Annotated in this window: 16 protein-coding genes and 2 pseudogenes; 12 read left to right on the top strand and 6 right to left on the bottom strand. The window is 70.2% G+C overall.

Going from position 1 to position 20,050, the window contains the following annotated elements; translation table 11 throughout:
• Nucleotides 1-259: 259 nt before the first annotated feature.
• From BLW43_RS19200 to BLW43_RS19190, 3 genes are all read right to left on the bottom strand, one after another.
• On the bottom strand, nt 260-640 hold the full coding sequence (locus BLW43_RS19200; protein ID WP_093255936.1) for a type II toxin-antitoxin system VapC family toxin: 381 nt from the start codon (nt 638-640) through the stop codon (nt 260-262).
• Nucleotides 640-852, bottom strand: a complete 213-nt coding sequence (locus BLW43_RS19195) for an AbrB/MazE/SpoVT family DNA-binding domain-containing protein (protein ID WP_093255944.1) — start codon at nt 850-852, stop codon at nt 640-642. The genes BLW43_RS19200 and BLW43_RS19195 overlap by 1 nt, the downstream gene beginning before the upstream one ends.
• A gap of 279 nt (nt 853-1,131) precedes the next feature.
• Entirely contained in the window at nt 1,132-3,888 is a 2,757-nt protein-coding gene (locus BLW43_RS19190; RefSeq protein ID WP_093255934.1) for a phosphoenolpyruvate carboxylase, read from the bottom strand.
• A 168-nt stretch (nt 3,889-4,056) separates the two neighbouring features.
• Between BLW43_RS19190 and BLW43_RS19185 the strand changes: the two are divergent.
• Nucleotides 4,057-4,858: pseudogene (locus BLW43_RS19185) on the top strand (IS5 family transposase); the annotation flags it as partial.
• Between the two features lie 204 nt (nt 4,859-5,062).
• Here the strand turns inward: BLW43_RS19185 and BLW43_RS19180 are convergent.
• Both BLW43_RS19180 and BLW43_RS19175 read right to left on the bottom strand, forming a co-directional pair.
• Nucleotides 5,063-6,319 carry a patatin-like phospholipase family protein gene (locus BLW43_RS19180; protein WP_175479008.1) on the bottom strand — a complete coding sequence of 419 codons (1,257 nt, stop codon included), beginning with the start codon at nt 6,317-6,319 and terminating at the stop codon, nt 5,063-5,065.
• Nucleotides 6,320-6,376: 57 nt separating this feature from the next.
• The gene (locus tag BLW43_RS19175; protein WP_093255930.1) at nt 6,377-7,390 is read right to left on the bottom strand and encodes a helix-turn-helix domain-containing protein; all 1,014 of its coding nucleotides are present in this window, start codon (nt 7,388-7,390) and stop codon (nt 6,377-6,379) included.
• 327 nt (nt 7,391-7,717) lie between these two features.
• On the opposite strand from BLW43_RS19175, the pseudogene BLW43_RS24765 reads away from it, so the two are divergent.
• From BLW43_RS24765 to BLW43_RS19125, 11 genes and pseudogenes are all read left to right on the top strand, one after another.
• Nucleotides 7,718-8,188 (top strand): annotated as a pseudogene (locus tag BLW43_RS24765) (sulfatase-like hydrolase/transferase); the annotation flags it as partial.
• Nucleotides 8,189-8,475: 287 nt separating this feature from the next.
• A complete protein-coding gene (locus BLW43_RS24680) occupies nt 8,476-8,985 on the top strand; it encodes an alpha/beta fold hydrolase (RefSeq protein WP_342741628.1) in 510 nt (169 codons plus the stop codon).
• 60 nt (nt 8,986-9,045) lie between these two features.
• Entirely contained in the window at nt 9,046-9,759 is a 714-nt protein-coding gene (locus BLW43_RS19165) for a porin family protein (protein ID WP_093255927.1), read from the top strand.
• A gap of 297 nt (nt 9,760-10,056) precedes the next feature.
• Nucleotides 10,057-11,634: an arylsulfatase gene (locus BLW43_RS19160; protein WP_093255925.1), complete on the top strand. Its 1,578-nt coding sequence runs from the start codon at nt 10,057-10,059 to the stop codon at nt 11,632-11,634.
• Between the two features lie 70 nt (nt 11,635-11,704).
• Nucleotides 11,705-12,706 carry an HAD family hydrolase gene (locus tag BLW43_RS19155; RefSeq protein WP_245731135.1) on the top strand — a complete coding sequence of 334 codons (1,002 nt, stop codon included), beginning with the start codon at nt 11,705-11,707 and terminating at the stop codon, nt 12,704-12,706.
• The gene (locus tag BLW43_RS19150) at nt 12,688-13,662 is read left to right on the top strand and encodes a formylglycine-generating enzyme family protein (protein ID WP_093255921.1); all 975 of its coding nucleotides are present in this window, start codon (nt 12,688-12,690) and stop codon (nt 13,660-13,662) included. Before BLW43_RS19155 ends, BLW43_RS19150 begins: the two co-directional genes overlap by 19 nt.
• A gap of 335 nt (nt 13,663-13,997) precedes the next feature.
• Nucleotides 13,998-14,681 carry a FadR/GntR family transcriptional regulator gene (locus BLW43_RS19145; protein ID WP_217632241.1) on the top strand — a complete coding sequence of 228 codons (684 nt, stop codon included), beginning with the start codon at nt 13,998-14,000 and terminating at the stop codon, nt 14,679-14,681.
• Between the two features lie 51 nt (nt 14,682-14,732).
• A complete protein-coding gene (locus tag BLW43_RS19140; RefSeq protein ID WP_093255917.1) occupies nt 14,733-15,698 on the top strand; it encodes a Bug family tripartite tricarboxylate transporter substrate binding protein in 966 nt (321 codons plus the stop codon).
• Nucleotides 15,699-15,748: 50 nt separating this feature from the next.
• Nucleotides 15,749-16,198, top strand: coding sequence for a tripartite tricarboxylate transporter TctB family protein (locus BLW43_RS19135; RefSeq protein WP_175479007.1), 450 nt, complete (start codon nt 15,749-15,751; stop codon nt 16,196-16,198).
• Entirely contained in the window at nt 16,195-17,706 is a 1,512-nt protein-coding gene (locus tag BLW43_RS19130; RefSeq protein ID WP_093255914.1) for a tripartite tricarboxylate transporter permease, read from the top strand. The genes BLW43_RS19135 and BLW43_RS19130 overlap by 4 nt, the downstream gene beginning before the upstream one ends.
• Nucleotides 17,706-18,416, top strand: coding sequence for a PIG-L deacetylase family protein (locus BLW43_RS19125; protein WP_093255912.1), 711 nt, complete (start codon nt 17,706-17,708; stop codon nt 18,414-18,416). The genes BLW43_RS19130 and BLW43_RS19125 overlap by 1 nt, the downstream gene beginning before the upstream one ends.
• 36 nt (nt 18,417-18,452) lie before the next feature.
• Here the strand turns inward: BLW43_RS19125 and BLW43_RS19120 are convergent, their stop codons facing one another.
• The gene (locus tag BLW43_RS19120) at nt 18,453-19,943 is read right to left on the bottom strand and encodes a PAS domain-containing sensor histidine kinase (protein ID WP_175479006.1); all 1,491 of its coding nucleotides are present in this window, start codon (nt 19,941-19,943) and stop codon (nt 18,453-18,455) included.
• Nucleotides 19,944-20,050: the final 107 nt, after the last annotated feature.

Genomic DNA, 20,050 nt, shown 5'->3' with positions numbered 1-20,050 from the left:
GCCCCTGACACCGCTCCTGCTCAGATGCCGCCCTCAACCGTCAATTCCCCATAGCCGGACCCTCCGCCGCCATCCCGCGGCTTCCATCATCGGAGATTTGTCAACACGGGCCGCAAAGCGCCCCGGGCGCCCGTTCCGACGCGGCCCGCGTCGAAAAATCTTAACGGAAGCCGCCGCCTACTGGCGCCTCCCTCCGGCCCCGTGACCGGCCGAAACCGGGAGAAGCCGATCAGGCTTGCGCGTTGTGCGTCGCATTTCATCAAGCCCTGACCTTCGAGATGAGCCGCACTCCGGGAAGTCCGTCGAAGTGCGCATCACAAGTCAGAAGCGTTGCCCCCCTCAGTCGCGCTGTCGCGAAGATGATGGCGTCGGCCATGGCGAGACCGCGTTCCCTGCAGGCGTCTGCAGCCGCCAGCGCGATCTCGGTGTCGAGCGTTTCAACCCTGCAGACCTGCGTGAACGCGATCACCTGATCAGCCTTGTCATCGCCTACCTCGCGCGTCAGCCACTTGGCCAGTTCGAGTTGAACGATGGTCGGCACCAGCCAGTCCGACTGATCCGGCAGATGCTCGGCGACGCGTTCACCTGTCGGCGAGGCGATCAGCCACTCGATCCACGCGGACGTGTCGACAAGCGACATCAGGTGCGATCCGAGCGGTCCCGATAGTCTTCGGCCCGGGCGCCTCTCGCGATGCCCTTCAGCGTCTCACGCTTCGGGATCGGCACGAGCAGCACGCCCGAACCCTTCGGGATGAACGCGAAGGTGAGACCGGCCTCCCAGTTCTGCGCGGCCCGGATGGCCTTCGGAATCGAGATCTGGAACTTCGATGAGAGCGTCGCGGTCTCGGTCATGCTCATACCCGAAGCGTATCGATAGAGAAAAAGTAAGATGATCGTGGAGGAATCGCAAGGCGCCCATCTCCGGCGGCGCTCTCGCCGACATCTGATCAACCAGTCGAAGCATGGCGGCGCGCCTGCCTGCCTCATCCGAATGAACGCTCACCGGCCTGTCGCCTTTTGGTCTACCCCTCACGAACGGCGGTCGTGTCCAAGTTGCATCAACTAGGGCGCCACGACACCCGGCTCCGTCACGCATGCACCCGACGGCGCGGGCGTCCGGAAGATCCGGGCTCAGCCGGTGCCGCCGAGCCCCGAGGCGATGGCGTTGACGGTCAGCAGAAGCTCTGTGAGCGTCGCGCCCGGCTCGCCGCCGGCGTCGCGCTCGGTCCGCCAGCGGCGCAGCAGCGCAATCTGGCGCTCGTGGAGCGGAGCGAGCGCGCGGTCGCGCCGCTCCACCTGCTGCTGGACCACCGGGCGCGCGACGGGGACCGGCGCGCCGTAGATCTCGCCGATCATCTCCCCGGTGCGCTCGTGCTCAGCGAGGATCGCGCCGAGAATGCGCCGACGCACGGTCTCGTCCTCCACCAGCTCCGCGTAGGCGGCCATGGTCTCCGGACAGGAAACCGCCCAGGCGGTCGCCGCGTTGCTGACGAGGTGATGGAACGGCGGCCAGCGATCCGGTCCCTCGGCCTTCGCCGACCTCAGCGCGGCGAAAGCCTGCGGCCGCTCGCTCCTCAAGGCCTCCAGCGCCGAGCCCAGCCCGAACCAGCCCGGTATGCCGAAGCGCGCCTGGTTCCACGCAAAGACCCACGGTATGGCGCGCAGGTCCGAGAGGCTGCGCCGGCCGCTGCGGCGGGAGGGGCGCGAACCGATGCGGTTCTGCTCGATGGCATCGATGGGGGTGGCGCCGTCGAAGAAGGCGAGAAAGCCGTCGGCCTCCACGAGCCGGCCATAGGCCGCCCGCGCCGAGGCCGACAGCGCGTCCATCGCCGAGACAAGTTCCGGCGGATCGCGCCGCGCTTCGAGCGACGCGCCAAGCGCGCCGGCCATCAAGAGTTCCAGTTGATGCGCGGCGGTCACTCTGTTGGCGTATTTCTGGGAGATCGTCTCGCCCTGCTCCGTCAGCCTCAGGTCGCCCGCGACGGCTCCGGGAGGCAGCGCGCGCAGGAAGCGGTGGGTCGGTCCCGCCCCGCGGCCGATGGTGCCGCCGCGGCCGTGGAAGAAACGGATGCGCACGCCGCGCCGGGCCCCGGCCTCGGCGATGGCGCTCTGGGCGCGGTACAGCGACCAGACGCTTGCGACGATGCCGCCGTCCTTGCCGCTGTCGCTGTAGCCGACCATCACCTGCTGCACCGGCGCGTCCAGCCCCGCCGCATCGGCCTGTCGTCGCAGGGACCGGCGGACGAGCGGCTCGTCGAGGAAGGCTTCGAGGATCGCGGGGCCGTTCTGAAGGTCCTCGATGGTCTCAAGCAGCGGCGCGATCGGAAGCGGCATCCACGGTCCGTCGGCGCTCTCGCGCATCATGCCGGCCTCGCGGGCGAAGAGAAGTACGGCGAATAGGTCCGCGGCGCTGCGCGTCATGCTGACGATGTAGGCGCCGAGGCCTTCGTCGCCGCAGGTCGCGGCGTGGTCGCGCAGCACCTTCATCAGCGCCACGGTCTCCTCCGCCTCGGCGCCCGCGGGCGCGCCGGGGGCGGCGAAGGGGCGCGGCGAAGCGAGTTCGCGGCGCATCAGCGCGTTGCGGCGCGCGAGGTCCCACCCGGGATAGTCCGCGCCCCAGGGCTCGCCGGCGACCGTAAGGAGCTGGCCAAGGGCCCGATCGTGGAAAGCGCTGTTCTGGCGCACGTCGAGCGTGGCGAGGTGAAATCCGAAGCAGTCGACCCCGCGCAGCGCAGGATCCATGTCCTCGCGCGCCAGCCGCCCGGCGCCGACCGCGCAGAGCGAACGCCGCAGAAGGTCGAGGTCGGCCGCGAGCTCCGTGGCGCGGGTCCTGGCGCCGGGCGCGGACGGGCCCTGCGCTGCGGGCAGGCCGGCGATCATCAGATTCACGGCCTGGCGCCACGGTTCCTCGGCGTTGCGCTCGAGCGCCGCGGCGCCGGCCTCGCCCAGCGCCTCCGCGCGCTCGGCGATCCAATCCGACAGCGCGGACGGCGTCGGCTGGCGCATCGCCGACAGGCTCAGGTGGGCGGCCAGGTCGGAAAGCGCGGCCCTCACCCGCTCAAGCGCCTCGCCGCGGAACAGCGCCAGCGTCTCACGGGTCACGACGGCGTCGACGCCGGGATGGCCGTCGCGATCGCCTCCGACCCAGTCGCCGAAGCTGAGCCGCGGGCGGGCGCCTTCAAGCGTCTCCGCGGCGAAGCCTGCGCGCCGCCATGCCGCCTCCAGCCGCAGGTCCACCCAGGGCAGCGCGGCGGGGAAAACCTCGCTGAGATAGTGCATGACGTTGCGGCGCTCGTCGGCCACGGTGGGCTTGCGCAGGAAGATTTCGCCGGTGCGCCAGAGCCGCTCGATGGCCGCTTTCGCCTGCTGGCGCAGGGCGGCGCGCTCCGTCGGGCTCCACATCGCGTTTTCCAGCTCGACGATCACCCGGTAGAGTGCGCGGTGGTGGTGGAGAACCGTCTGGCGCTTGGCTTCGGTGGGGTGCGCGGTCAGCACCGGCTCGACACGCAGCCGGCCGAGCGCCGCTGCGATCTCGACCTCGCTTCGGCCAAACGCCACCAGCCGCGCGAAGTGCTGGTCCCACGAGCCCGCGTCGAGATCGAGCGCCCCCTCGGCCTCGAGCGCCCGGCGGGTCTGCGCGACCGCGTTCTCCTCGGCCATGGTCAGGAGCTGGAATGCGATCGAGGCGGCCTGCGCCATGCGCTCGGGCGCAGGCGGCTCTGCGTCAGGCTCCTTCGGAGAGTCGGCGGTCCCGGCCCACTCTCCGGCCCAGGGCAGGCGCGCAGCGATGCGCTCCTCGCCCAGTTCGGTGAGAACCTCGGCGAAAGCCTCCATAAGAAAGCTGAGCGTTCGGCCGATGCGATCCTCGGCCTCGACCATCGGCTGCATGTGGTTCTCCTCCCCTGCGGTGCGCAACTGGCGACGCACTCAAGCGAAGGCTATGGACATCGAAAGGGCGGGGCATCCCTCGAATGGACGCGGCCATCCCCAGCAAGGGTGAGCGTCGTCCACCCGTTTCGTGCGACCCGTTCGGGGAGTCGGAAGGTCGTCGGGGCAGGCCCGCGGCGCCTGCTGATCGACAGCATCGGGTTCAAGGTCGAGGGCGAAGGCGAAGGCGAGTGGAGTGAGGCGGATCAGAAAACAGTCCTGCGAACTGTTTTCTCGCCGAATGCGCAGGCACGGCGGCGCCAAGCGCCGGGTCTGGCGCAAGACCACCTCAGGATCGATGAACAAACGCGGGAAGTTCGCGCCATCGAGGGCGCACCTGCGCGCGCAGCGCCGTCGGCGACGCGCCGATGCCGCCGCAGCTCCTCGACCAGATCGCCCGAACCATGAGGTGGCGAGCGTCACCGCCGACGGGGCCCACGACACCCGCAAGCGCCATTAGGCCATCGCCGACCGCGGCGCCGCCGCGTTCGGCGGGCGGCCCTTCCACGGGAAGAGCCGCTGTGCCGCCTCACTCCCGCCGCGGAGCTATGCCCAGCCGTGGAAAGAGACCACCGCGGGCGCGACGGCGCGCAATGAGGCCCTCCGGACGTCACGCCGCCTCGGCCGTGCGATCTGGCGACGATGGAATGGCTATCACCGCCGAAGCCGCGCCGAGACCAAGATGCATTGCATCAAGCTGCTCGGTCAGCGCCTGATGGCGCGCGACTTCGACCGTCAGGTTGCCGAGCTCCATGTCAGGATCGCCGTCCTGAACCGCTTCGCCGCCCTCGGCATACCTGTCACCGAAGCCATGGGATGGGTCCGTCCGGGGGAAGGGAAGATCCGGCCATGCCGTGATCTCCGCATCAGAGTCGTTGGCGCCGACCCGGTTTCAGGAGGGTTGAGGCTCATCGAAGACATAAACTGCTGACAGCGCGTGCCCGTCGAAATTGCCTTCAGTTCATGGAGGGCATTTGGGAGCGTCTCCGCAACAGTGCCCAGCCAGCTCGGAGAATGCTCTGGCTCACCGACGAGGCGTGCGACGCTCTGCGGGCGTGATGCAGCGATGGGACGGCCGACGATGAGCGGTCGCGGTGGGGCGGAGATTGCGGGAAAGGCGCCGCCTGCGCGCAGGTCATCTTTCCCGGGGCCGGAAATCCGGCGGGTGCGGCAGCCAGGCGACGCCTTCCTCGCCCAGTTTCAGGCCGGTCTGGTACAGCGCCGTCATGTACGCCGGATCAAAGAGCTCCTCCGCCTCCGCCTCGAAGTCCCGCGGAATTGAGGTCACCCGTAGCGCGATGCCGTCGCGCTCGGCGATGGCGAATATCTTGTAGATGTCGCCGGCGCCTGAGCCGCCTATCAGGCTCGACATGGCGCCGCCGGCGATGGCGGCGAGCCGCGGGCGCACCGGGGCGTAGGGCTTGCGCAGCTTGTTGTTGATGATGACGTAGATCGTCCGGGCGACATCGAGGCCGAGGCGGCGGTCGATCTCCCTGACGGACAGCTCCGGGCTGAACAGCATCACCTGCTGGGTGGCGCCGCCGTCGACATGCATCTCGTCGTAACGTCCGCCAGCCGTCTCGACAGGGATGATCTGCGGCGGAAACGCGCCGGGGATCGCGGAGGAGGCCTGGATCACGTCGCGGATCAGCGTCTTGGCCATCGGATGTCCGGTCGCGGCGATGGCGGTGAGGTTCCAGACGACCGGGCGGGAGGCGTCGAGGTTGGTGGTGCCGATCAGCAGCGCGCGGCCGCGCATCTGCTCTCCGGCCAGCCGCTCAACGACGGCGTCATCGATGTACTGGTCGATCAACCGGCGATAGCCGCTGGTGTCGAGAACGGCCGAGCCGCCGAGCAGGCCCGCGAGGATCGCGCGGGCGACGAGATCCTCGGTGTCGTAGGTCGTGTAGATCTCGCGCAGGACCGGGTCGTAGTCGGGCCCGAGAAAGGCGAAGAGCGCGACGATCGCGCCGGTGCTCACGCCGGTGACGATGCGGAAATCCGGCCGGTCGCCCCGCGTCGTCCATCCGGCGAGCAGCCCTGCGCCGAACGCGCCGTCGGCGCCGCCGCCCGAGAGCGCGAGCCAGGCGCGGTCGCGATCGGCCGCGTCGCGGGAGCGGAGCCTTTCCGCGAGGATGTCGCCGCGATCCGCAAGGACGCGCTCGATGTCCTCATCCGAGATGTCGTCGGCCCAGAAGCGCAGGCCCGGACCGTCGATGCCATAGGGATGCGCCGCCGCAAGGGACGCAAGCGCCGCCTCCGGCGCCGGGTTGCGCGGGGGCGCCGTGGTGCAGGCGGAGAGTGCGAGCAGCGCGAGCGCGACGATGCCGGCGATCGAGGCGCGCGCGCGGGCGAGGCCCCTTGCGCTTTCAAGTCCGACACTCTGCCCCATGCCGTCCCCTCGCTTCGCCAAGCCTGCGGCGGGCATGGCTCGCTGACGCCGCCGCCGTCAACCCTCGGCCTGTCGGCGCATCAGCGCGTCCCGGGCGGCGGCCCGAACGCCGCGCCAGCCGCGCACGCCGAGGGTTTCGGACGGACGTTCGCCGAAATGGCGCGCATAGGCGCCGGCGAAGGCGGCCGGGCGCGTCACGCCGCAGGCCGCGAGGATCGCCGCCACGGACGCGTCCCGGCCTCGCGCCGCCCGCAGCGCCGCCCTCGCCTGGTGCATTCTGAGGAGGCGGAAGAACGCCATCGGGCCCACGCCATGGGTTTCCTGGAAGGCGAGGCGCAGCAGTCGGTCGCTGACGCCGAAGGTCTCGCACAGCTCCATCGCCGTCACGGGCTCGGAAAGGCGGTCGCGGAGATGTTCCCTGACCCTGGCGACAAGGCGAGTGCGGGCGGAGAGCTCAAGACGCGGCCCCGGGGTTCTGGGCGGCGTCAGCGCGTCGATCAGGCGGCGCAGGACGGTCGCCTCGGCGTCGTTTGCAAAGGGGTCCACCCTGCGATGCTCGGGCGCGGCGAGAAAGCCGGCCAGCGCAGTCTCCAGGCAATCGAAGGCGGCAGGGTCGAGCGACGGCGCGCGCCAGCCAGTCCAGTCCGGCGCGGCGTCGCCGCCGGACAGGGCCGAGGCGGCCCGGTCCAGCAGGCCGACCGGCGCCACGATCGCCGTGGTCTCGCTGTCGCGCGCGGTGCGCGGAGCGAAATCGATCTCCGACCCCTTCACGAGCAGCGCGCCGCGGTCGAGCCTGCGTCCTTGCCAGAGGTTGGCCTCATTGGATCGCGTGATCGGAATGAACGTCGCCGTCTCGCCGTCGGCCTCGCCGTCGAGCCGCAGCGTCTGGTTGGTGACGGCGCGGAAGATGCGCAGGCGCCTGCCCACCGACACCGTCAGGCGCCCCCGGAAGGCGCCGCTCGACATCTGCGTGAAGCGGCCACGCAACTGCGCGAAGCCGGCGGCGAGAGCCTCGAAATCGTCGATCTCGCGGTCAAGTCGCGCCAGTTCAGGTGGTGTCGCGCCGAACATCAGCCTCACTGATTGCCAGAAGCGTATTCTTCTCCGCGTCAGGCTACGCCGTTCAGGCGCATGGCGATAGGCTTGCAGCCCGTGAACGCCGGAGACGGAATGACTGCTTCGGAAGCATTTGCACAGGTGTTCGCCATGAAAGCGCCATCGGCGCCGATGGCCGCCCGTCGCCGCTGTTAGCGCTTCGATCCGGATGGATGTGCGTCGGCGGCGCAAGAGACGGGCGACGAGCAGGGGCGGGGGAAAGCGCATGAGTGGAAGCCGCGCCGCGCCGACGCGGCAAGGGACGCGCGTCGCCCCGCAGCGGGCGCCGAAAGGAATGCTTCAATGAGACATGCGGCGAGACATGCGGTCTGCGCGGCCCTGCTTGCGGTCGACCTCGCCGGGTCGGCCGCCATTGCGCAGGAGGGCGGCGCCCGTCCCAACATCCTGCTCATCGTGGGCGACGACGTCGGCCTTGGCGATCTCGGCTTCGCCGGGGCCGTCACGCGCACGCCGAACATCGACCGGCTTGCCGGCGAGGGCGCGCTGTTCACGCGCTTCCACGCCTCGCCGGTCTGCTCGGTCACGCGCGCGATGCTGCTGACCGGCGCCGACCCCGTCGAGGTCGGGCTGGCCGCCTTCGACTATGCGCTCTACCCGCCGGCGGAAGGCCATCCCGGCTACGAAGCGTATCTGACGCGAAACGCCGTGACTGTCGCGGAGCTGTTGCAGGAAGCGGGCTATTTCAGGGCCATGGTCGGCAAATGGCGCCCGGGCGGCACACGGCATGGCGGCGAGGGCCCGCATGAATGGGGCTTCGACCGCAGCTATTCCATCTACACCGGCGGCGCGAACCACTGGAATTCGGGCGTCTTCCACGTCGACATGAACGAGCCTGAGCAGAAGGCCGCGATCGAGGCCGGGCGCATCCCGCAGGAGCCCCACTTCGAGGACGGCGTGCGCGTCGCGCGGCCCGAAGGCGTGTTCTCCGACACGCTCTGGACCAACCGGATGCTCGGCTATCTCGACGCCTTCATCCGCGAGATGAACCTCTCGGACGTCCACATCATCGGCCCTGACGTCGGCATGTCCGCGGCCCTGCAATACGCGATCCACCACAAGCATCGGCTGAAGAGCCTGATGATCGGCGCCGGCCCCGGCGTCGCGCCGTCCAGCAACGGCAGCGTCATCGACAGGATGATCAACTCGGCCTTCTGGCGGATGGTGTTCCGCGTCGCCGGCGCACCGCCTTCGTCGAGGCCGGCAACCGGCTCCGCCATGTCAGCTACACGCCGCGGCCCGAGGAGGTCGCGGATTATGTGGCCTCCTACAGGGACCGCATCCCTGCCGTGCTGCGCTGGTTCACCGGCTACCCAGAGAGCCTCGCCACCGTCGACCCGCATCTCGCGACGCTCGACCTGCCCGTGCAGGTCTTCTGGGGCGACAGGGACCAGCTTCTCCATCTCGACAATGGCGAGCGGCTGGATGCGCGGCTGCCGCGGTCGCGGCTGCATGTTTTCAGGGAGTGCGGGCATTTCTGCTATCAGGACCGGCATGAGGACTTCGCGCGCCTCGTCGCCGGCTGGGTGGGCGGCGGCTTCGCCGAGATCTGACCAGCAGCCGACGACGGCGCCGAGAGCCGTCCCATCACGACACCCAACGGAGAAGTCGACATGACCGCACGCCGCCTCGCGGCTTTCCTCCTCCTGGCGGCGGCTCCGGCCGCGGCGCAGGAGGACGGCTGGAGCTTCCGCCTGACGCCCTATGTCTGGGCGCCGACGATGGACACCTCCGCCAGCATCGGCAGCGACCCGACCGCCGAGACCTCGACCTCGGTGCTGGAGGTGCTGGACTTCGCGGCGCTCGTCACCGGCGAGGCGCGCAGGGGGTCGCTCACCATCATGGGCGAGTTCAACTACCTCAACCTCGGCGAGGACGCGACCGGGCAGGGGGGACTCGTCAGCGCCAACATCGACCTCAAGGGCGTGCTGGCGGCGCTGGCCGTGGGATACGCCGTTCATGAGGACGCGCGCGCCCGTGTCGAGGGCTTTGCGGGCGCGCGCCTCTGGTCGCTCGAAACGTCGGTTGATTTCGCCAACCTGCCGAAGGCCTCGGCTACGAAGACATGGGTCGATCCCATCATCGGCGCCCGCGCCACCTACGCCGTCACCGACCGCGTCTCGGTGCAGGCGCTCGGCGACATCGGCGGCTTCGGCGTCGGCTCCGACTTCCAGTGGGAGCTGATGGGCCGCGTCGGCTACGCCTTCACCGACACCGTCACCGCCGCCGCCGGCTGGCGCCACCTCGCCGTCGAGGCGGACCGCGGCGAACTCGACCTAGACATGAGCCTGTCGGGCCCGTTCGTCGCGCTCGACGTCAACTTCTGACGGGGCGCGGCTGATGCGGCTTCACGCCCGGCTCCTGCGGCCGGCGTCCGCGTCGCGCAGGCGCGGGGCGTCGACGGCCCCCCCCCCCCCCCCCCCCCCCCCCCCCCCCCCCGACGCGCGCTGGCGCGGCCGCCGGAGACCGGGCCGCGGAGCGTGTCCACCGGATCGAGACCGGCTCCGGCATGCGCCTCCGATTGCGGCGCCGTCGCGAAGTCGCGGCGATTTCCGCGGCGGAAGGTGCTATCGTCAGCCGGCTCGATTGATCCACGATCTGTTGCCAAAAAGAGGAGGAAGACCATGCGACTGATTTTGGCTGTGCTCGCGTTGGGGGCGAGTGTCACGGCCGCAGCCGCCCAAGACGTCAAGCCCAACATCCTTGTCATCTGGGGCGACGACGTCGGCCAGAGCAACATCAGCGCCTACACGATGGGACTGATGGGCTACCGCACGCCGAACATCGACCGGATCGCCCGCGAGGGCATGATCTTCACCGATTATTATGGCGAGCAGTCCTGCACCGCCGGCCGGTCGAGCTTCATCACCGGACAGAGCGTGTTCCGCACCGGCCTCTCGAAGGTCGGCCTGCCGGGCGCCGAGCAGGGCATGCAGACCGAGGACCCCACCATCGCGGGGATGCTCAAGGCGGAGGGCTACGCCACCGCGCAGTTCGGCAAGAACCATCTCGGCGACAAGGACGAGCATCTGCCGACGAACCACGGCTTCGACGTGTTCTACGGCAACCTCTACCACCTCAACGCCGAGGAGGAGCCTGAGAACGAGGACTATCCGCGCGACCTCGTCATGCCCAACGGCGAGACCTTTCTGGAGCGCTTCGGTCCTCGCGGCGTGATCAGCTCGCGGGCGACCTATGGCGCGAACGGCCTTGAGGGACAGCAGATCGAGGACACCGGCCCGCTGACGCGCAAGCGCATGGAGACGGTGGACGACGAGACCGTGGAAGGGGCGCTGGCCTGGATCCGCGAGCAGGAGGCCGCCGGCACGCCCTGGTTCATGTGGTGGAGCGGGACGCGGATGCATTTCCGCACCCACGTCAAGGAAGAACTGCGCGGGATCAGCGGTCAGGACGAATACGCCGACGGCATGGTTGAGCACGACATGCATATCGGCCAGTTCCTCGCCCTGCTGGACGAGCTCGGCATCGCCGACGAGACCATCGTGTTCTACTCCACCGACAACGGGCCGCACATGAACACCTGGCCCGACGCGGCGATGACGCCGTTCTGGGGCGAGAAGAACACCAACTGGGAGGGAGGCTGGCGCGTTCCCGCCATGGTGCGCTGGCCCGGCGTGATCGAGCCGGGTTCGGTCAGCAACGAGATCGCGCATCACATGGACTGGTTCCCGACCTTCCTCGCCGCCGCCGGCGCCGAGACGGTCAAGGAGGATCTGCTGCAGGGCGTGACCAACGCGGCGCTCGGCCGCGACTACCGCGTGCATCTCGACGGCTACAACCTCCTGCCGATGCTCTCGGGCGAGAGCGAGGCTGGCCCGCGCAAGGAGATCTTCTATTTCACCGATGACGGCGACCTCTCGGCGCTTCGCTACGGTGACTGGAAGCTGATCTTCATGGAGCAGAAGGCCTGGGCCACGCTGCGCGCCTGGGTCGAGCCGTTCACGCCGCTGCGCACGCCGCTGATGTTCAACCTGCGCCGCGACCCCTATGAGCGGGCGTACCGCACGTCGAACACCTATTACGACTGGTGGATCGACAGGGCCTATCTGCTGGTGCCGGCGCAGGCCTATGTCGGGCGGTTCCTTGAGACCTTCCGGGAGTACCCGCCGCGTCAGGAGGCGGCGAGCTTCAGCCTCGACGCCGTGATGAAGACGCTTGAGGCGGGCGCCGGCTCACGGTGACGCGCGCCTGAACCGTAAAATCAGGGGGCGGCCCGCCGGGCCGCCCCGCCTCCTGCATGGGAATGGAGCGATGATGGTTCGACCGGGTCTCACCACCGCCACCGCCACCGCCGCCGCCGCGCTTGTCGCGCTCGCCGCCACGGCGGCGCTCGCCGACCCGCTGCCCTCCTGGCGCGACACGGACGCGAAGGCGCGTCTCGTCGGCTTCGTCGAGGCGGTGACCGATCCCGCCTCGGGCGACTACGTCACGCCCGCCGCCCGCATCGCCGTGTTCGACAATGACGGCACGCTCTGGGCGGAAAAGCCCATCTATTTCCAGGTTCTGTTCGCCATCGACCGCCTCCGCGAGATGGCCGGGGACGACCCCTCCGTGCTGAACTCCGACGCCCTCCGCGCCGCCGCCGCGGGCGACATGGCGACGGTGGCGGCATCCGGCGCCGAAGGCCTGCTGGAGATCGTCGCCGCCACGCACTCCGGCCTTTCGGTCGAGGAGTTCGAGGCCGAGGTTCGGGCGTGGCTCGACGTCGCGCGCCATCCGCAGACCGGGATGACCTACGCCGCCATGGTCTATCAACCGATGCTGGAGCTTCTGCGCTATCTCCGCGACGAGGGCTTCCGCACCTGGATCGTCTCCGGCGGCGGGCTGCACTTCATCCGGGCCTTCGCCGAGGACGTCTACAACGTGCCTCCCGAGCAGGTGGTCGGATCGACTGGCGAGGCGCGCTACGACGCCGAGGGGCCCGCTCCGCGGATCGCGAAGGATCCCGGCGTCGCGTTCGTCGACGACGGGGCCGGCAAGCCGCTGGCGATCGACGCCCGCATCGGCCGGCGGCCGATCTTCGCCGCCGGCAACTCCGACGGCGACTTCGAGATGCTGGAATGGACGACGGCGGGGGACGGCCCCCGTTTCGGCATGATCGTCCACCACACGGACGCCGCGCGCGAATTCGCCTATGATCGCGAGGGCCATGTCGGGCGTCTCGACCGCGGGCTCGACGAGGCCGAGGCGCGCGGCTGGCTGCTCGTGGACATGGCGGAAGACTGGGAGAGGGTATGGCCGGCCGGAAACTGACCCTGCGGATCGCACTGGCCGCATCGCTCGCCGCCGGCGCGGCGCTCGCCGATGTCTGCGCGCCGCCGCCGCCGCTCCCCGATCCCGCGGCGCCGACGCGCGGCATGGCGCGGCTCGACGGCGGGACGTTCCTGATGGGATCGGACGACCACTACGCCGAGGAGGGGCCGCAGCGCGAGGCGACCGTCGGCGCCTTCTGGATCGACCGAACCGAGGTGACGAACGCCCAGTTCGCCGCCTTCGTCGCCGCCAGCGGCTACGTCACCGTCGCCGAGCGTGGTCTCGACCCCGCCGAGCACTCCCACCTGCCCGAAAGCCTCACCCGCCCCGGCTCGATGGTCTTCGCGCCGCCGCGCACGGCGGCTGGCCTCGAAGACCCGACCCGGTGGTGGCGCTATGTCGGCGGCGCGAACTGGCGTGAGCCGATCGGGCCCGGTTCCGCCATCGCGGGCTTCGAGGACCATCCCGTGGTCCACATCGCCTGGGAGGACGCGCTGGCCTATGCGCAGTGGCTCGGGCGCGACCTGCCGACCGAGGCGGAATGGGAATTCGCCGCCCGTGGCGGGCTGGAGGGCGCCGACTACACCTGGGGCGAGGCCTACAATCCGGTCGAGGGCTGGAAGGCCAACACCTGGCAGGGCCGCTTCCCCGCCGAGAACCGTGTCTCGGACGGGTTCCTCACGACTGCGCCCGCCGGTTGCTTCGCGCCCAACGGCTACGGCCTGCACGACATGGCCGGCAATGTCTGGGAATATGTCCGCGATGCGTGGAGTCCGCGTCCCGCGAGCCTCGCCGCTCCCGACGAAGCCCGCGTCACCGTCAAGGGCGGTTCGTGGCTCTGCGCGCCGAACTACTGCGCCCGCTACCGCCCGGCCGCGCGCCAGCCGCAGGAATTGTCGCTCGGCTCGAACCATATCGGTTTCAGAACCGTGCTGCGGCCCGCAACGCCGGATTGATCCGCGCTCGCGGCGGGCTTTGGCGGCGTTCGGCGGTCCATCGCCGCGCCGGTCCAGGGCGGCGCGCTGCAGATCCCGGCCTCGGTCTTCGGGGGGCCTCGTCAGCCGCCACAGTGAAGACGATCGGAACCCGGCGCCGCAGATCAAGGCGCTGAGCAACAGGATCGCCATCGACTGAACTGGGCCGGACTTTCCCGGAGGCGGCGCGCCCCGGCTCCGCCGCCGGTTCTCGCGTCGGCCGCCCGGCGCCGCGCGAATCCGGTTGCCTTTCGTCCAATGCGCAGCCAATGTCGTATTGGTTGAGATTGGTGCAGCGAAACCGGGTGGATTGGTTCTTGATCGATCAATGCGGAGCCGATTGCGGACATGGCGCGCTCACCCAGCTGACGGCCTGGCTCTCTCAGCGCGGGTTGTCCGAAAACGACCGGCTGCCGTCGGAACGCGAGCTGTGCGAGGTGCTGGGCGTCTCCCGCAGCGAGCTCCGCAAGGCGCTGTCGGAGCTTGAGGCGGACGGAAAGCTCTGGCGGCACGTTGGCAAGGGAACATTTCTGGGGGCGCGGCCAGCGGCGGCCGCGGCCGAGCTCGGCCAGACCGCGGCGCAGACCAATCCGGCCGAGGTGATGCGCGCGCGGCTGCTCGTGGAGCCCGTCATCGCCATGGAATCGGCCGTCAACGCCACCGCGGTCGACATCGACGCCATGCGCGCCTGCCTCGCAGGCTCGCGCCGCGCCGACACCTGGCGCGAGTACGAGACCTGGGACAACCGCCTGCACCGCGCCATCGCCACCGGCGCGCGCAATCTCGTGCTGTTGACCATGTTCGACACGATGAACGCCGTGCGCCGCGCCGTCGTCTGGGGGCGCCTGCGGGCGGCGCCGACGCGGCCGCCGGCGGACCATCACAGTTTCGCCGATCACGACGCGATCGTGTCGGCGATCGCGGACCGCGACGTGGAGGGGGCCTCGCGATCGATGCGGCGGCACCTCGCGGCGGTTCAGGAACACCTGCTCGGCCGTTAGGGCGCGGCCACCGGCGCCGACGGGCGCTCAATCAGAAAAGGGAGAGAGACGATGAAGAAGTCCATGATCCTCGCCGCCGCGCTGGCGGCCATGACGGCGGGCCACGCCGCCGCGCAGAACTATCCCGAACGCGCGATCACGATCCTCGTGCCGTTCGCGCCGGGCGGCGTGGTCGATCTGGCCTCGCGCACCATCGGCGAGGGGCTTTCGAAGAAGTGGGGCGTCGAGGTGATCGTCGAGAACCGCGCCGGCGGCTCCGGCTTCATCGCCGCGACCGCGCTCGCGCAGAGCGCACCCGACGGCTACACGCTCTTCATGGGCGAGGCCGGCACCATGACCATCAATCCCTCGCTGTTCGACCAGACGCCCTACGACGCCGAGGCGGACTTCACGCCGATCTCGACCGTCACCGACACCCCGCTGATCCTGGTCGCGAACAAGGAGGCCCCGTTCAGCACCATGGAGGACTTCCTCGCCGCCGCGAAGGCCCAGCCCGGCATGATCACCTACTCGTCGGCCGGCGTCGGCACGCTGAACCACCTTGCGCCGGAGTGGATGGCGCTGGAGGCGGGGATCACGCTGCAGCACATCCCCTACAAGGGCGGTCGCCCCGCCGCGACGGCGGTCGCCAGCGGCGAGGTCGATGTGAGCGTCGTCTCCTACTCCTCCACCAAGCCGTTCATCGACAGCGGCGACGTGGTGGTGCTGTCTACCGCGAGCGGCCAGCGCATCGCGCCGAGCCCCGAGACGCCCACGATGCAGGAGGCCGGCGTCCCGAACGTCGACACCAGCCAGTGGACCGGCCTGATGGGCCGCGCCGGCACGCCCGAGCCGATCCTCGACCAGCTCAACGCCGCTGTTCAGGAAGTGCTCGCCGATCCGGCGGTCGCGGCGCGGCTGAGCGAGGCCGGCGCCGCGCCCTTCCCGTCGTCGCGCGCCGATTTCCAGGCGATGCTGGAGCGCCTGCGCGGCCAGTTCGCGACGATCATCGAGACCGCCGACATCACGCCCCAATGACGCGCGCGCAGGGCGGCTTCGGCCGCCCCCAGCCGCGCCGGGAGGACGCCATGAACGCGCTCCTGCGCAAGGACCTGCTCGCAGGTCTGGCCGCGCTCGCCCTCGGGGCGGCGGTGGTCTGGATCAGTCTCGACTACCGTCTCGGGACGCCCGCCAGGATGGGACCGGGCATGTTTCCGCTCGCGCTCGGGGTCGTGCTGTCGCTCAGCGGGCTCGGGGCGGCGCTGTTCGCCCTGCGGTCGGTGGAGCCGGCGCCGGCCCTGCGCGTGAGGGCGATGCTGGCGGTGACGGGGGCGCTCGTCCTCTTCGCCCTGACGGTCGAGCGACTCGGCTTCATTCCGGCCAGCGTCATCCTGATCTTCGTGTCGGGCCTCGCCGAGACGCCGGTGCAGTGGCGCGCGCTGGCGCTGCTCTCCGTCATCCTGGCGCCGGCGGCCTATGCGCTCTTCGTCGTCTTTCTCGGCATTCCCGCCCCGGCCTTCGCCTGGGGCGCGCCATGAGTTTCGCCGACGGCCTACTGCTTGGGTTCGAGACGGCGCTGAGCGCCCAGAACCTCCTCTACTGCCTGCTGGGCGTCACGGTCGGCATGGTCGTCGGCGTGCTGCCGGGCATCGGGCACCTCACGGCGATCTCGCTGCTGCTGCCGCTGACCTTCCACGCGCCGGTGACTGCGGGTCTCGTGATGCTCGCCGGCATCTACTACGGCGCGCAGTATGGCGGCTCGATCGCGTCGATCATGGTCAACCTGCCGGGGACGGCGTCCTCGGCGGTGATCTGTCTCGACGGCTATCCGATGACGAAGCAGGGCAGGGCGGGCGCGGCGCTCATCATCACGACGCTCGCATCGTTTTTCGGCAGCCTCGTGGCGATCATGCTGCTGGTCGCGCTGTCGCCGCCGCTGGCGCGGGCGGCGCTGTCCTTCCATTCCGCCGACTATTTCGCGATGATGGCGCTTGGGCTGGTGGCGGCCGGGACGCTGATCCAGGGGCGGCCGCTGATCGGCGTCGCCAGCGTGGCGCTTGGCCTCGTCTTCGGGATCATCGGGACGGATACGAGTTCCGGCGCGCTGCGTTTCACCTTCGGCGCACCGCAGCTCTTCGACGGGATCAACATCGTCGTGGTGGCGATGGCGTTCTTCGGCGTCTCGGAGGTCATCTCCAGCATCGGCAGGCCGCGGGTCGGGCCGGCGGTCAACGGCGCCGTCACGCTGCGCAGCCTGATGCCGACGCGGGCCGACCTGCGCGAGAGCTGGTGGCCCATGGTGCGCGGGGCGGGCGTCGGCTCGGGGGTGGGCATCCTGCCGGGCGCCGGCGGCGGCTCGATGGCGGCGTTCATGGCCTATGCGGTGGAGAAGCGCGTCTCGCGCACGCCGGAACGGTTCGGAAGCGGCGCCGTGGCCGGGATCAGCGCGCCGGAGGCCGCCAACAACGCCGCGGCGCAGGCCGCCTTCATCCCGACCCTGACACTGGGCATTCCCGGCGACGCCATCATGGCGCTGATCCTCGGCGCGCTGCTGGTGCATGGCGTGACGCCGGGCCCGACGGTGCTGGCGGAGCAGCCGGAGCTGTTCTGGGGGCTCGCGGTCAGCTTCCTGATCGGCAACCTCATGCTGCTGGTGCTCAACATCCCGCTGATGCAGGTGTGGGTGAAGCTGCTGCAGATCCCGCCGCGCTACCTGTTCCCCGCCATCACGCTGTTCATCGCGATCGGCTGCTACAGCGTCGCCAACGCGCCCTTCGACGTGCTGATGGTCGCGGGGCTGGGGATGGCGGCCTATGTGCTGCTGGCGCTGGGCTTCGAGCCGGCCCCGCTGCTGCTCGGCTACGTCCTCGGGCCGCTGATCGAGGAGAATTTCCGGCGCGCGATGCTGCTGAGCCGGGGCGACGCGATGGTGTTCGTCGAGCGGCCGATCAGCGCGGCGTTCCTCGCCGCCGCCGTGGCGCTCGTGGTGTGGGTGGCGCTCGGCGCGCGGCGTGAGCGCACCCTGCGCGCGAAAGGAGAGACGTGATGCCTGCGGGTCTCGTGATCAGCGCCCATGCGGCGGATTTCGTGTGGCGGGCCGGTGGCGCGATAGCGCTGCACGCCGCGCAGGGCTGGCGCATGGTCGTCGTCTGCCTGTCGCTCGGCGAGCGCGGCGAAAGCGCTAAGCTGTGGCGCGAGCCGGGGATGACGCTGGAGCGCGTCAAGGCGAACCGCCGCGCCGAAGCCGAGGCGGCGGCGCATGTGCTGGGCGCCGAGCTGCGGCTGATGGAGCACGGCGACTACCCGATGCGGGTGCCCGACGATACCATTCTGGCGCTGGCGGATGCGATCCGCGAGCTTCAGCCGAGCTTCATCCTCAGCCACGCGCCCGGCGACCCGTGGAATTTCGACCATGAGCTGACCCGCCGCGTCGCGCAGGAGGCGCAGATCATCTCCCAGGCGCGCGGCCACAACCCCGGCCTCGCGGTCGCCGGCCCGACGCCGGTGCTGATGTACGAGCCGCACCAGACCGAATGGGCAGGCTGGCGGCCGGACGTCTATCTCGACATCGACGCCGTGTTCGAGACCAAGCGGCGGGCTTTCGAGCAGATGGGCGCGCAGGAATGGCTGTGGGACTACTGGACGCGCGCGGCGGCCCAGCGGGGCAACCAGGCCTGGCTCAACGGCGGGCGCAAGATCGTCCACGCCGAGGCCTACCAGCGCTTGTTCCCCCAGGTCGCGACGACGCTGGGCTGACGCAAGGCGGCCCGGGCGCGGGCGTCGGTCCTGCGCTCAGCCGGTCGCGTCCAGCGCCGGGACGGTGAACCAGAAGGTCGAGCCCTGCGGCTCGCGCGCCGTCACGCCGATCTCGCCTGCCCAGAGCGCGACCATCTCGCGGCAGATCGCGAGCCCCAGCCCGGCGCCGCCCTGACGGCGCGTGATCGTGCCGTCCACCTGGTGGAAACGCTCGAAGATCGCCCTCTCCTCGCCCGGCGGCACACCGACGCCCTCATCGGCGACCTCGAAGCGAAGCCCTCTCGAAAAGTCCCCGTCCAGCGGCTCGACGGAGACCGTGACGCAGCCGCTCGGCGTGAACTTGACGGCGTTGTCGATCAGGTGTCCCAGCACCTGCCTGATGCGCGAGGCGTCGTGGACGAAGCGCAACGTCCGCAGGGCCGCCGCGTCGCACTCCAGCCGGAGCGCCTTGGCCTCCGCGCGCCGGCGCGCGCCCTCGATGGCGGCGCCGATCAGCGCCTGGGGGCTGAAGCTCGTCGGCGTGATCTCCACCGCGCGGTTGTCGAGCGCCACGATGTCGAGCATGTCCTCGACGATCTCCAGCAGCTGGACGCCCGAGCGTCGGATCGTCTCGACCGACCGGGCCTGCGCGCGGTCGAGCGTGCCGTGCTCAAGCACGCTCGCCATGCCTAGGACGCCGTTGAGCGGCGTGCGCATCTCGTGGCTCATGGTGGCCAGAAAGCGCGACTTCGCCTCGTTCGCGGCCTCCGCTGCGTCCAGCGCCTCCTTCAGCCGCTGCTGCTGGCGCCGCGCGCCGGTGACGTCGAGCGCGCTCAGGAGGAAGGCGCCGTCGCCGGTGACGGCGTCGTTGCAGCCCGAGGCGTGGACGTCGAGCCAGCGCAGCCCCGCGACCGTCGCGACGCGGACGGTGGCGCGGTGCTCGCCGAACGCGGCCAGCCCTTCCGCGAAGGGCGCCCAGTCGCCGTGGTCGCGCAGGATGTCCTCGCAGCGGCGGCGGCCCGGCCCGAAGGCGGCCCGAAAGGACGGATTCGCGTAGAGTTCTCGGCCGTTGGCGTCGAACAGCGCGGTGAGCACCGGCGTCCGCAGCAGGGCGTCGGCGCTGCGCACCGTCGACGGCGTCTTGCCGTCGTCGGGGTTGGCCTCGACGAGCATCCCGGCGCGACCGTCGCCCAGATCGCAGCGCCGCAGGATCGCCGTGACGCGGAAGGGCGCGCCGGACGGGTAGAGTGTCCACGTCTCCTCGATGCGGCGCGCGGCGTCGAGCTCGAAGTCCTCGCGGTGCTGGGCGAGGCGGTTGCGAACGCCGATCGACATCTCCTGCATGAGGTCGCGGCTGCGCAGCGCGTCGAGGCTCGCGGCGTCCCAGAGCCGCAGCGCGCTGCGATTGGCCCAGACGATGCGGCAGGCGTCGAAGTCGTAGAGCCAGAGCGCAGTCGACAACCCGTCGACGAGCGCGCCGAGGTCGAACTCGGCCGCCGCGGGAGGCTCGCAGGCGCGTAGATTCGGCGCTGATCGAATGGCGTTCATGCCCGGTATTCTGCTTCCACAAGCTTTAAGGGAAGCTTTTCGCGAATGCGCAACCAGCGATTGTGAAGGCGCATCTCGGTCCAGTTCGGGTTTGATTTTCGCCGGTG

It is taken from the genome of Rubrimonas cliftonensis, from assembly GCF_900107585.1.
Classification (GTDB): domain Bacteria; phylum Pseudomonadota; class Alphaproteobacteria; order Rhodobacterales; family Rhodobacteraceae; genus Rubrimonas; species Rubrimonas cliftonensis.
The sequence above is the reverse complement of the archived record's forward strand: the minus strand, read 5'-3'. Positions and strand labels throughout refer to the sequence as shown.